General features: G+C 31.6%; 14 protein-coding genes and 2 pseudogenes. 10 read left to right on the top strand and 6 right to left on the bottom strand.

The window, feature by feature from the left end:
- The first annotated feature begins 234 nt into the window (after positions 1–234).
- From ACAM25_RS04425 to ACAM25_RS04415, 3 genes are all read left to right on the top strand, one after another.
- Positions 235–462 carry a hypothetical protein gene (locus tag ACAM25_RS04425; protein WP_369611129.1) on the top strand — a complete coding sequence of 76 codons (228 nt, stop codon included), beginning with the start codon at positions 235–237 and terminating at the stop codon, positions 460–462.
- A 111-nt stretch (positions 463–573) separates the two neighbouring features.
- Positions 574–822, top strand: coding sequence for an AbrB/MazE/SpoVT family DNA-binding domain-containing protein (locus ACAM25_RS04420; RefSeq protein WP_369611128.1), 249 nt, complete (start codon positions 574–576; stop codon positions 820–822).
- Entirely contained in the window at positions 794–1195 is a 402-nt protein-coding gene (locus ACAM25_RS04415; RefSeq protein ID WP_369611127.1) for a PIN domain-containing protein, read from the top strand. The genes ACAM25_RS04420 and ACAM25_RS04415 overlap by 29 nt, the downstream gene beginning before the upstream one ends.
- Positions 1196–1586: 391 nt before the next feature.
- Here the strand turns inward: ACAM25_RS04415 and wrbA are convergent.
- Both wrbA and ACAM25_RS04405 read right to left on the bottom strand, forming a co-directional pair.
- A pseudogene (gene wrbA, locus ACAM25_RS04410) lies at positions 1587–2147 on the bottom strand (NAD(P)H:quinone oxidoreductase); the annotation flags it as partial.
- A gap of 49 nt (positions 2148–2196) precedes the next feature.
- Entirely contained in the window at positions 2197–5196 is a 3000-nt protein-coding gene (locus ACAM25_RS04405; protein ID WP_369611126.1) for a S41 family peptidase, read from the bottom strand.
- Between the two features lie 255 nt (positions 5197–5451).
- Between ACAM25_RS04405 and ACAM25_RS04400 the strand changes: the two genes are divergently transcribed.
- The gene (locus ACAM25_RS04400; protein WP_369611125.1) at positions 5452–5724 is read left to right on the top strand and encodes an ACT domain-containing protein; all 273 of its coding nucleotides are present in this window, start codon (positions 5452–5454) and stop codon (positions 5722–5724) included.
- Entirely contained in the window at positions 5725–7062 is a 1338-nt protein-coding gene (locus ACAM25_RS04395) for a DUF711 family protein (RefSeq protein ID WP_369611124.1), read from the top strand.
- A 79-nt stretch (positions 7063–7141) separates the two neighbouring features.
- Here ACAM25_RS04395 and ACAM25_RS04390 read toward each other — a convergent pair whose 3' ends face one another.
- From ACAM25_RS04390 to ACAM25_RS04380, 3 genes are all read right to left on the bottom strand, one after another.
- Positions 7142–7444, bottom strand: a complete 303-nt coding sequence (locus tag ACAM25_RS04390) for a PaREP1 family protein (RefSeq protein WP_369611123.1) — start codon at positions 7442–7444, stop codon at positions 7142–7144.
- Positions 7445–7735: 291 nt separating this feature from the next.
- Positions 7736–7894 (bottom strand): hypothetical protein, encoded by a 159-nt coding sequence (locus ACAM25_RS04385; protein ID WP_369611122.1) that lies wholly within the window; start codon positions 7892–7894, stop codon positions 7736–7738.
- A gap of 74 nt (positions 7895–7968) precedes the next feature.
- On the bottom strand, positions 7969–8157 hold the full coding sequence (locus ACAM25_RS04380) for a PaREP1 family protein (protein WP_369611121.1): 189 nt from the start codon (positions 8155–8157) through the stop codon (positions 7969–7971).
- A 127-nt stretch (positions 8158–8284) separates the two neighbouring features.
- Here ACAM25_RS04380 and ACAM25_RS04375 point away from each other — a divergent pair, with 127 nt between their 5' ends.
- The 5 genes and pseudogenes from ACAM25_RS04375 (at position 8285) to ACAM25_RS04355 (ending at position 11734) form a co-directional block, all read left to right on the top strand.
- On the top strand, positions 8285–8410 hold the full coding sequence (locus ACAM25_RS04375) for a hypothetical protein (protein WP_369611120.1): 126 nt from the start codon (positions 8285–8287) through the stop codon (positions 8408–8410).
- Between the two features lie 66 nt (positions 8411–8476).
- Positions 8477–8691, top strand: a pseudogene (locus ACAM25_RS04370) (IS6 family transposase); the annotation flags it as partial.
- Between the two features lie 54 nt (positions 8692–8745).
- Positions 8746–8916 (top strand): hypothetical protein, encoded by a 171-nt coding sequence (locus ACAM25_RS04365; protein ID WP_369611119.1) that lies wholly within the window; start codon positions 8746–8748, stop codon positions 8914–8916.
- The gene (locus tag ACAM25_RS04360) at positions 8886–10478 is read left to right on the top strand and encodes an AAA family ATPase (protein ID WP_369611118.1); all 1593 of its coding nucleotides are present in this window, start codon (positions 8886–8888) and stop codon (positions 10476–10478) included. Before ACAM25_RS04365 ends, ACAM25_RS04360 begins: the two co-directional genes overlap by 31 nt.
- A gap of 5 nt (positions 10479–10483) precedes the next feature.
- Positions 10484–11734: a hypothetical protein gene (locus tag ACAM25_RS04355; RefSeq protein WP_369611117.1), complete on the top strand. Its 1251-nt coding sequence runs from the start codon at positions 10484–10486 to the stop codon at positions 11732–11734.
- Here ACAM25_RS04355 and ACAM25_RS04350 read toward each other — a convergent pair.
- Positions 11731–11856 (bottom strand): hypothetical protein, encoded by a 126-nt coding sequence (locus ACAM25_RS04350; RefSeq protein WP_369611116.1) that lies wholly within the window; start codon positions 11854–11856, stop codon positions 11731–11733. The two genes, ACAM25_RS04355 and ACAM25_RS04350, sit on opposite strands and share 4 nt — an antisense overlap.
- Between the last annotated feature and the right edge of the window lie 387 nt (positions 11857–12243).

The raw sequence follows: 12243 nt of genomic DNA, 5'->3' as shown, positions 1-12243 counted from the left end.
GAAAATGCTTTTTTAATGTCAATTTTATTAGTTTTGTGATTTTAGCTTTTTAGTTACTTCCGCTATTCTTTTACCTTGAAATCTAGCTATTTTTCTTTCCATCTCATCAAGTTCCTCTTTTAAACCCAAATGCGTTGCTCCATAAGGAGCTCCAGTAGTAAATTTGATGGAGTTAGGAAATGCAGAATTTAAGGTAAGTAAGATTTAAAATAATACCGTTATCATCTAAAGATCTTGCTAACTTATTATATAAGGAAATCACAAATAAAACCTTATTTCACGGAAAGAAAGGTTAAGCTAAAAACTTGTATAACAAACACCTCAGTAAAAATAAACATTTACAGCCAAAAACAAGCCCTAGAACTAGCAGAAACATATGGAGCAAAACAACAATGGAGATCAATTTACATAACCAAATATTACAATAAAAACAAGAAAAAAGGAAGATGGCTACGCATGTAAATATACCTCAATAATGCAACTTACGGGATAAATTTCAGATTCGTGTTCAAAGTGTTTTAAGCTAAACTTTAATTGAGTTAAACTTTTATCATTGTTAAACAAAAATAATTTATGGAAGTAAAAGTACACAAAAAGGGGATTATAGTTTTGCCATCAGAAGTAAGAAAAAAACTAAATATTAAAGAGGGAAGCGTTTTGAAAATAGAAATTAAAGATGATACAATAATCTTAAAGAAAGAATTGAGCCTAATTGATGCTTGGGGCATTTTTGAAGGTAAAGCTGATGTAAAAGAAGCATTAAATATCTTAGAAGAGGAGAGGAGAAGAGAGGTTGAAAAAGAAAGAAAAGGTAATTATTGATACTGGAATATACATAAATTATTTTCTCAAAAAGGATGAGAGGTATCGTAAAATATTACAAGAAATATTTACTGGGGAAAAAGAAGGAATTAGTTTATTTCTTAATTTAACAGAACTCTATTATGTTTTAGGAAGATTAATAGGTAAAGAGTCCTCAATGACTGCAATATCATTAATAAGAAAATCTCCAATAAAATTTGTTAATATAGACGAAGACCTTAGTATAAGAGCTGGCGAGATAAAATTAACTTATGATTTTCTTTCTATTGTTGATGCATATTTAATTGCTTTAGCTGAAAGGGAGAAAGCAAAGATAATAACTACTGATTCCGCTATTCCAAAAGCTTTCAAAAACGCTGAAGTTATGAGTTAATTCGTCGTCATGAACTTACTGAAGATAGCTTTATTCATATGCCATTCACTGAAGAAAATTAAGGAGAGGAAATTATTAGATAAAGCGTTAGTGCTGTAATAGTCTAACGCTCTTATAAGGAAAAAAGTATATGAATTCTGCACTTCTCTCTTAATAAAATATTTATTATATCAACTTCTTTCGTCAATTTATATTCTTACTAGAAGGAAGAAAAAGATTAAGATAAATAAATTTAGAGACATAGTTAAAGATATCTTTATATTCTTATCAATTAATCTTTACATGACTAGAAATTTCTCGCATGAAATTACTTCTTATAAAATTTTTCATAGTAGAATTACATTTTCAGTTACAGAAAAACAGATTCAAAATAGAATGTTAGTTTATTATGTTAACTCTTTAGCTTTTTAGCTACCTCCGCTATTCTCTTTCCTTGAAATCTGGCTATTTTTCTTTCCATTTCATCAAGTTCCTCTTTCGAACCTAAGTGTGTTGCTCCATATGGACCACCACCAGTAGTAGTTTGGAAAAGTTCTGGAATTCCATATCCTACTGGAACTATTACCATTCCGAAATGATAAGCATAAGTACTCATTGTCAATATTGTTGTCTCATGACCTCCATGTATTGTTGATGCTTCTGTGAAGAAAGTTACGGGTTTACCATACAACAGGTTATCTTTCCATAAAACTGCTGTAGTGTCAAGAAAAGTCTTAAGTGCTCCTGCAATATTGCCATATCTTGTTGGTGAGCCAATAGCAAAACCGTCAGCCCATTTCATATCTTCAAGAGTAACTTCTGGTATGTCTTCGACTTTGTCTAATGGAATTCTTGATTGTAATTCTTGAGGTAGAGTTTCTCTAACTCTTTTTATTCTTACTTCTGCTCCTTCCTCTTCTGCTCCTTTAGCTATCTCTTTAGCTAATTCCACTATTGCCCCATATCCGTAAAAATGTTATTTTGTTACTTAAATTATCTCTAGTTAGACATTTAAAAAAGAATTACTTATTCAATTCTTTCATAATAATTTCAATAGCCTTATCAAGCTGTGGATCTCCTTCAACTCCGGGGGGTATCTCAACTTCAATATCTGGGTCAACTCCCCTATTTTCTATGCCTAAACCAATATCATCAAAATGAACAGCAAATTCTGGCTGCGTTACAGTAGTTTTGTCAACTAACCTTTGTCTAGGAGAGATCCCAATTACTCCTCCCCAAGTTCTTTTACCAATTACTAAGCCTAATTTGAATTTCTTAAATAGATAAGTAAATATATCACCATCAGAACCAGCATATTCATTTACAACTTCAACCATTACATTAGGAGAAGATAAATAAGGTTCTGGAACTGGTTTTCCATTTCTAGGAATAACATAACCAGCCCTCCTTAACAAAAGTCTTTGTAATATTAATCCAGAAATAAAACCACCCCTATTAAATCTAGCATCAACAATCAATCCTTCTTTATCGAACTCAGAAACAAATAATCTAAAGAACTCACTAAATCCTTGATATTGCATATCTGGGATGTGAACGTAGCCAACTCTTCCGTTAGTCTTTTCATGAACGTGTCTTCTGTTTTCTTCTACCCAGCTTCTATAAATCAAGAACTTTTCATCATCCATCAATTTAACGTATACAATCTTCTTTTCTCCTCCTTTTGTTAAAACTTCAAGAGTGACTTGATCCTTATTTATTAGATAGTAATTAATTTGCCTAAACGTTATAGGTTCTCTGTCAATTGAAATTATACAATCACCAATATCTAATTGAATACCCGGATCTCTTAGTGGACTTTTTTCGTTTTCATTAACTGGATCGCCGGAATATATTTTAACTACTCTGAAACAATTGTTACTTTCATCGTACTCAAATTCTGCTCCTAAACCTTTAATTGGTAAAGGTTCTTGAGTTTCATAAGTATAAGGTGTATGGTATGAATGAGAAGTTCTTGTTTCACCTTGCATTTCAAGGATTATATCGCCTAATTCATACCTCGTAGAAACTCTGTCTAATAATGGTTCATACTTTTTAAGAACTTCATCCCATCCTTTTAATTCTTTCTCATTCCAATAATTCTGTTTCATTAGTTTCCAAGTTTCATTGAGCATTTGCCTCCATTCCTTTTCTGGTTCTACGTAAACTTTTACTCTTGAAATGTCAACAACTCCTCCTTTTATACCAGATGCTGACAAATCAGGCTTAGAGGAAACATCGAATATCCTTAAAGAGTCCTTCAAAGCAACAAGAATTTTAGACTGATAAACAATGAAATCTCTAACATTATCTAAATAAAGTTCTTTTGTCTTTGTTTCTAAATCAAATACCTCAAGTCTGCCAGTCTGATCTTGCATAAATGATAATGCTCCCTTTATTGGATAAGAGAAGAGAAAGACCTTATTGTTTTTACTCCCTTCAATTTTGACGTAATTGTCCTCATCTACGGGAAAAGGAACTACTCTGTCTTGAATTCCTTGAATCTCCACACCCTTTTTATCCTCAACTTTTCCAAATGGAGGATTAAATGGAGAATAAGTGTTAGAAAGTACAACGAGATAAGGTTTAACGACTTTTTGAAATGACATGTTGAAAATCCTTTTATCGCTCGATGGTTCTAAATGCCTTGCAGATAAGAAATATAAATGTCTTCCATCAGGGTCAAAAGATGGCGAAAAATCATAACCATAAGGACTTGTTATTCTAACTATATTACCGTTAATATTTCCAATCTTTATTGAACTTGTTGATGGACCTTCTGGGAACGAGTAGGCAAACCATTCACTATTAGGATGCCAATCAAAATCAGTTATTCTTCCATAGTCGCTTTTGTCAATTAGCTTAACTATGTCTTTCTCTATGTCGTAAAGCCAAAGTTCTAACCTATTATTACTGATAAGAACTTTTTTACCATCTGGTGAAACTTTAATTCTTTCTATTCTTCCTAAATTCTGTTTGAGAATCTTTTTTCCAGAAAGAGTTAGAAGTAAAAGATTATCCTCATCATCTGATGCTATTACACTTCCATCTGGTAATAACTGATGAGCATAATACTTAACTCCTTGCTTTTCTCCTAGCTGAATAGCTGGTCCTTCCCATGGTTTCATTACGAAGATTTTACCTCTTGAGACTAGGCTAACATAATTTTCATTCAAATCTACTTCTGTTAGGTAATCAAGCACGTTAACGAATTTTGGTTGTCTCTTCTTTCTGTCAGTAATAATTTCAATATCTAATTTTCTTGTCTCATTGGTAGAAGGATTAAAAAGATATATATCACCCATGTTTTGAAATACTATTCTTTTTCCGTCAGAGCTCGCATTCCTACAATATGTAGAAAAATTTGTATGTTTAGTTAAGTCTTCTCCTTTAAGGTTAACTGAGTACAAATTTGCTATGCCCTCGTGATCAGAGAGGAAATACACTCTGTCATCTATTATCATAGGCCAACTAACAATTCCATCAAGTGAAACGAATTTTTCGAATTTTTTACCCCCATCATAGGAAATCCAAAGTTCGCCTTTAGTACCTCCTTTATATCCTTTCCAAAATGGTAAATCTTGATAACCCCTAGCTAAAACAACTATATTGTCCTTTATGAAAATGTTTGAAACTAAACCGTAGTTAAGCCTTTTAGCTTCACCAGTGTTTATGTTAACTTTGTAAGCTATAGTTGAAAAAGGATGATGATAATCGCTTATTACTATTATTTCTTCAGAAGATAACCAAAATGCAACTCTAGAGTTAGGTGAATTAAAATAAGTTACTCTTCTTGCTTCATTACCGTCACTAATGAAAACGTCTCCTCCACTTTTACCGTTTTGTAACCATAAAACTGTGAATGCAATTTTTCTTTTGTCTGGACTTATTTTTGGTCTAATTGCTACTCCTAAGCCAGAAGTTAATCGCTTTGCATTTTCTCCGTCATATAACCATATATCGTCGTCTGACGTAAAAGCTATGTAGTTTTCTCTTATATCTGGATAAAGATAATATCCTTTCATATTTACTCATTCGGATAAATCTCTATTTAAAGTCATTTCAGATAACTGAAAATTTTAGAGTTTAACTAAAAATTTTTTATGACCTATTATTTTAAAAATATTTACGTTTAGTTTGACATGGAGAATATAGTAAATTTGTAATCCATCACGTAAGGTAGGAACTTAAATGGATTTCATTAATTTTTGGAATATCAATCATGAGATATTAAAAACTTAATTAACAATTTTTATACTCCTTTAGTCTTTCTTTTTTCTGTGGAAAACGCTGTTATAATTGTTGTTGGTGCTGATAAACCCGGAATAGTTGCTGGAATTGCTTCAGTTTTAGCCCAAAATAACGTTAATATTATTGATATTTCTCAAACTGTTTTAAGAGGAGTTTTTGCAATGATTATGATAGTTGACATTTCTCAAAGCAAGCAACCTTTATCAAGACTAAGAGAAGAATTACAAAAGAAAGGAAAGGAACTTAACGTTGAAGTTAGTGTATATCATGAAGAGGTTTTCAAATACATGGAGAGGATTTGAATGAAATATAGTGTTGATGAAATTATTGAAGTTCATAGGATGTTAAGTGAAGAAGATTTGGATATAAGATCAGTAACGTTAAGTATTAATACAAACTTTTTGATTTCCTCAAACTTCGAAGAAATAAAGGAGAAAATACGGGGACTTTATTCATTTGTAAGTAAATTTTCGAAGACAGTAGAAAAAGTCTCAGAAAAATATGGTATAAGGATTGTAACAAAGAGGATCGCAATTTCGCCAGTCCAATTTATCTTTGAAGTCTTATCTCCCTCCTATTCTTTAAGTTTAGCCAAAGAGTTGGATAAACTAGCTGAGGAAAATGGTATAGATTATATTAGTGGTTATTCAGCCTTTGCAGATAGAGGATTAAGTAAGAGTAGTGAAACTGTTTTGAAATCTTTATCAGAAGTGCTGAATTCAACAGAAAGATTGGCTGGAATGATTAATGCTGGTTCTACTATGGCCGGAGTAAATATTGATGCTGTTAAGCTTTTTGTTGATGAGTTATTTAAAATGAAGCCAGAAGCTTCTTCAAGAGCAACTATAATGGCTAATGTTCCTCCAGATTCTCCTTTTGTTCCTTCAGCTCATCATGGCTTAGGAATGCCAGACTCTATGATTAACGTCGCCGTAAGCGGTCCTGGAGTAATAGAAAGCGTTATAAAAAGAAATAAGCCCACTACACTACAAGAACTTCACGATCTAATAAAGAGAACTGCATTTAAAATAACTAGACTTGGTGAATTAGTTGGTAAGGCTGTTTCAAAAGAATTAGGAATTCCTTTCGGAATTGTTGACTTATCCTTAGCTCCTTCACCAAAAATAGGTGATAGCGTAGCTGGAATAATTGAGGCAATGGGGATCTCTAAAATGGGTGGTCATGGAAGTTTAATGGCATTAGCTTTACTTATTGATGCAGTTAAGAAAGGAGGTGCAATGGCAACTTCTTCTGTTGGTGGTCTTAGTGGTGCATTTATTCCGGTTAGCGAAGATTCTGTTATGGTTGAAAGAGCTATTGATGGTTCAATAGATTTCTTTACTTTACTAGCCTTATCCTCTGTTTGCAATACTGGGATTGATATGGTTGGTGTTAGTAAAAGACAAGGCAAAGATAAGGTAATTGGTTTAATACTTGATGTTCTGGCTATGGGAGTTATACTTAATAAAACTCTAGGTGTGAGAGTTATCCCTCTTGATGCTAATCCTGGGGAGACTGTAGATTTAGGCGGACTTTTAGGGAAAGTTGTTGTTATGAAACTTAAAGATATAGATGTTAATAACTTTACTTCCTTATCTGGTTATATGCCTTCTGGAATAAAGAGGTTAGAGTTTGGATGAATGTTTCTCACTCTTCTTGTGACTAATTAGACTTTAAACTGAATTGCATACTCGCTTAAATTAGGTCTCCTTAATTTGTTTATCCTTCCTCTTCTATTAACGTTTTCATTTTTCCTACAAACTCCTTTACAGCTTCTATCATCATCTTAACGTCATCCTTAACCATAAAATTCTCGTAGAAATTAGAATGTAACCTTAAACATGCTCCCCATAATAAACCAAGTTCTTTTCCAGTTTTAGAGACTAGTTTGCTCATAATCTCTTCAAGGTCCCTATGCCTATAATGTTCTAAACAGTGTTTCTCACCATAAGCTCTAACAATAGATGCACAAGCACCCCAAGTTTTTTCCAGAAGTTTAAACGAGATCATCTTTATATTCATTAGTTTCACTCGAAAACTTTTCATACGCTAAAATATAGAGTGGCACTCTTTGAGATGGATCTAAGTCCTTTAATAACTTGTCATAAAGCAAGAGGAGGGGATCTGTACCCCTTTTCTTAGCTTCATTTTCTAAGACTACTTCTAGCTCCTTGGGTATTTCAACATTTATTTATAATTAATAACCCCTTTTTATTTTGCTCTCTTAGATGTTCATAACCTATTAGAATTTTTCACGTTAAAAACCTTTGAGACGTTATTACACATGACGAAGCATAAAAAACTTTTAATCTATTATAAGCCATGAAGATATTGGAGTATTGTTAAACTTCTTTTTACAGCTTTTTCAACTGCAATAAATACAACTGGCAAAGCTCCAGTAGTTCTAGCCTCTCTAACTCTCCTACTTCTGGGTAAAAGCTTAGATTTTAAATTCCACGTATTCAGTAACAACTTTCTTCGGTGCTTCTACAGCAGTAAGTAAGTCACAATCAGCAATAGATGAACACAAGGGATTTCCTTTTTCCTCATAATTTATCTTCATACTTTATTATTAATGCTGAAAGTAAAGCTTTAACAGCAGTAAATACTTTTCCAGCTGAGTTTCTTATAAAACCTCTCTCAAAAAGCTTAATAGCTAATAAGGAATCATCCAATGCCTTAATCAACCTAGCGTAAATGTAACTCTCATCTAGCTTAATTAAATCTCTTTCCATGACGAATAGTTTGACTTCAAGAAATATTAATTTTTATAGTAGCTTCAGTGTTTAGCTCGACAATAAGAAACCTATGAAGAAAGTCGTTAAGAACAGTTTTCTATTGAAGCGTAAATAGTCTTTTTCAATGAAAATGCAACGAATTAATTTCAATTATATGACCTATCACTCTGGCGTTGCATTTACTATGAAAAGCACTATAGCCTGGGTTGTTAGGGATATAAACGGTTTTCCCATTCTTTATGCTAATTGAATCAAGGACTTGATGTAGTAGTACTGAGGAGGAGTGAAGATCCTTAACAAGGAACTTGATGATTATTATATACATGATGGACTATCAGCATATAATTACTTCTCTATCATGAACACGTGAGATTTGGCAAGAAAAATATTGTTGAACAAGTATTCAGAAGTATAAAACATAGACTATCAACAATGGATTACAACCTCCCATGGAATTCAAGAAAGCAAAGTTTAACATCGTGGTTTAGCATGTTCTTCTTAATATACAACATAGTGAAAGAAATTATTTGACACATTCTTTTTCGCTAAAGTAAAGTATAAATTTTATTCTGTTACTTAATGTTTGTGTATAATGACTGGTTCCAATATAGGAACAACCTAGATTTTCTTAATAAGTATTTAGATGAAGCTGATGATAATAAGGCTAAAGAAGAAATTAAGATGAAAATTTTGCCACTTCTTGAGAGTAAAGATTATAAAAGAGTATGTGTTTTCAAGCAAATGAGGAAGACATAGAGCATTGGAAGGGTTCTTATCTTTATTCGATTGAAGAGGAATTAGGTTACATGATATGGGGCGATAAAGGTGAAAGTAAAGGGGAAGATGATATTACTGGTATAGAATTCAAAGGTTTAGTAGAAGGATACAGAGATCAGATTAAAAATAATAATTTGAATTACCCTCTTTTAGCAATCTTAGGAGTGAAAAAGGGAAATGACATATATGTATTAGGGTTTGGAACAATCGTAGAAATTAGCTATGATTTGTTTCGCAATTTTAGATATTGGAAAGAAATAAATGGTATATGGAAAATTATAACTAGAATTAAAGTTTTATACCTGAATAAAAGTTTAAGGGTAAATAACTACAAGGGCATCTCATGGAATACATTAATTAATAGCTTGGATAAACTAGAATTAAAAAACAAAGAGGGTAAAACTATAACGATTAGAGGAAATCAGTGCTATATAGATCCTTACATAATTAGACAGATTAAAGAATATGTTATATCTAAAAAAGAAGAAATAGTAGAAACTTTGTGGTTTTACAGAGAGATAAAGAAAAATATCAATTCCAAAACAAATACCTCTAATTTATCGCAATCTGAACAAATTACACAGCCAGAATATATATGTAAGATTAATTCCAGCGATGACGCATTACGAAAAATACTAGATAATCTCTTTATTAAAACCTCATATCCTTTTTCTAATATTGACTTAATAAAGGTGATTCTAAGCTATCTAAAGCATGGGCATTTGCTTTTTGTAGGTCCTCCAGGTACTGGCAAAACTGAGCTTACATTAAGAATAGGTAGATCATTAGGAGAGAATTGTTATACTATTACAACTGCAAATTCGTTATGGTTTAGGAGAGATTTAATAGGAGGAGAAAGCATAGAAAATAATAACGTAATATGGAAGAGCGGTTTGTTAATTAGAGCCTATAATGAAGCTGTTAAGGTAAAAGATGGATATTATTTGGTTATAATTGATGAAATAAACAGAGCTGATATCGACAAGGCATTTGGTGAATTTTTTACAATATTTTCTACAACTAATCCAGATGAATGGTCAATACCAAAGTATTTAATTGATGAAATTAAGAGTTATCCAAATAAGGATAAAGTCGCTTTAGAATTCTTAGAAAATTATAAAAAATACAAAGATGAACCACTAAAGAGAATTAGAATTATAGCTACTATGAACTTAATTGATACTCGTAATCTTTTCTATTTGGGAGATGCGTTAGTTAGAAGATTTGCTGCAATAGATTTTAATTACCCTGAGGGGGCTGAAGACATTCAAAACTATCCAGTTGAGGACGAGATCAAAAACTTTATCTCTTGCTTAAGGAAAAAGTTCAAAGATAAGCGTGATAGTGAAGGATTAAACTTCGATATTTCTCCGGCGTCCCTTAAGAAAGCTCTAGAAATATATAGTGAAGTTAAGAACTCACTTTTACAACAAGAAAAACTTAACTTATTTAAATCAATTCTCTTGTCAACTTTAGGCACTATAGATCAAGAAATTATCAAAGATTTTGACAACTTAGCAAATGGGTGTATGTCAAAGTGAAAGAGATGTCATTAAGTAACATAAAAATGAGTACAAAGTTAGTCAAAAAGGTAGGTAAGTATTACATTGAATATAAAAATAAAGTGCCAAACGTTGATAAGTTATTAAAAACCGGTTATCAATCTGAATTACCTATAGATGAAATTACTAAGGCCTTCCTCTTATTGTCTTTATTTAAAGAAAGTATTAGCAAGTTACTTAAATTATACGAGGAGGCAGAGAAAGAGAAATTAAAACACAGACAATTTGCGGTAAAAATTGATTCAGTTCCTTATGGTCCGATAGATATACCAAGAACTATTTTACTTAGAGGAAAATCTGCTTATGCATATTATTCATTTGAAGAAGGAACAAACGCACCAGAATATGCAATATTACTTTACTTATTAGATAAAGCCTACAATATTATAAGTTTCACAGAATCAAAGTTAGGCAAAGAGATACAAAAAATAGATATAAGATACTTCAGGAATAAATTTGAAAAAACAGTTAATAAAATTAAGAAATTAGAAAATATAATTCGCAAATTAAGAATTCAGGTTAAAAATGAATTCTTTAGACCTATAACTCACAGAGACCCAGATTGGCTCATAAGTGCTTATGAAGAATATTTAAAAATAAAGAGGATAAGTGAAATTGAAATAGGAATAGGCAGTGAAAAGTTAAAGATAGAATACAAAAAGCAAATATTATTACTATTAAGATGGAGATTATATGAGATTTATACATTCTTCTTAGTAGCTAAACTTCTTGAAAGTAAAGGGTACACAATTGTTTTTGATAAGGGAGAATTTTTAGCTTATAAAGGTGGAAAGAAGTTAAGATTACTCTTTAACTCTTCAATTGAAAGTAAGTCAAAACTTGATGGAATAGACGATCTATCTGACGTAACTCAATACATGGGAAGACCAGATTTCTCTTTGGATAACTCCAATCTCATAATATTTGAATGTAAATACTCGTCTAGAGTTAGTTATATTACTGCAAGTAGGTTTAAAATTATGGCGTATGCTTATGAGTATGACCCATTAACTGTAATTTTAGTTTATCCCGGTTTAATCGAGAATGAAGCTATGGATTTAGAAGAGATGAGTACACTAAAACTTAATGAAATAGTGAACGAGAGAGGATATGTTGATATAAGGTTTAAAAATGGTAAAAAGCTTTTTATGCTAAAAATAAATCCATTAGATGATGATAATAAAAATATTAAAAAAATTGAAAATATCTTAAGTAGTTTAAATATGCAGGTTTAGTCTTTTTTATTGACAATTATTACTTTCTCTAATGGTATTCCAGCCTCTTTTAATGTCTTTAACATCAATTCCTCATTGGGGAAAATTATGTCTGTGTTTCCTAGCTTTATCCATACTGGCATAATAATTTCCTAGTTCCAAATCTAGGTGAGAGTAGGGAATAAGTAATCGAGATTTGAGTAAATATATTTTAGATTCTTTCGAAAACTTTAATCTCAAAGATCTTGTTAGATATGAGCAAGTTACTAGAAAAGAATTTATTCTAAAAGAAACTCTATTAGATAACTCTTTCTAGCGTACTCATGATATGCTAATATAAGTTTTCTAAATATTGGGACAGAATCTTTAAATCCGTAATAAGTTTCACTCCTACGAATTTTCTGCTCAGGTTAGGCTCACATTAATACCTTGAGTATTACAAGCGAAAATTAAATAAACACTCAACCCAAAAAACCTCAAGCCGTTTGTGCCTCTGGGGTTAAACACCCTATAAACAAGGTTGGCTAATA

Source organism: Sulfurisphaera javensis, assembly GCF_041154675.1.
Taxonomy (GTDB): Archaea; Thermoproteota; Thermoprotei_A; order Sulfolobales; family Sulfolobaceae; genus Sulfurisphaera; species Sulfurisphaera javensis.
This window is presented reverse-complemented; position numbering and strand designations above follow the sequence as displayed.

Bases quoted from the DNA above. Each gene is read 5' to 3' on its own strand.
- ACAM25_RS04420 (WP_369611128.1), top strand. From the start codon at position 574: ATGGAAGTAAAAGTACACAAAAAGGGGATTATAGTTTTGCCATCAGAA.
- ACAM25_RS04405 (WP_369611126.1), bottom strand. From the start codon at position 5,196: ATGAAAGGATATTATCTTTATCCAGATATAAGAGAAAACTACATAGCT.
- ACAM25_RS04395 (WP_369611124.1), top strand. From the start codon at position 5,725: ATGAAATATAGTGTTGATGAAATTATTGAAGTTCATAGGATGTTAAGT.
- ACAM25_RS04390 (WP_369611123.1), bottom strand. From the start codon at position 7,444: ATGAATATAAAGATGATCTCGTTTAAACTTCTGGAAAAAACTTGGGGT.
- ACAM25_RS04380 (WP_369611121.1), bottom strand. From the start codon at position 8,157: ATGGAAAGAGATTTAATTAAGCTAGATGAGAGTTACATTTACGCTAGG.
- ACAM25_RS04375 (WP_369611120.1), top strand. From the start codon at position 8,285: ATGAAAATGCAACGAATTAATTTCAATTATATGACCTATCACTCTGGC.
- ACAM25_RS04360 (WP_369611118.1), top strand. From the start codon at position 8,886: ATGTGTTTTCAAGCAAATGAGGAAGACATAGAGCATTGGAAGGGTTCT.
- ACAM25_RS04355 (WP_369611117.1), top strand. From the start codon at position 10,484: ATGTCATTAAGTAACATAAAAATGAGTACAAAGTTAGTCAAAAAGGTA.
- ACAM25_RS04350 (WP_369611116.1), bottom strand. From the start codon at position 11,856: ATGCCAGTATGGATAAAGCTAGGAAACACAGACATAATTTTCCCCAAT.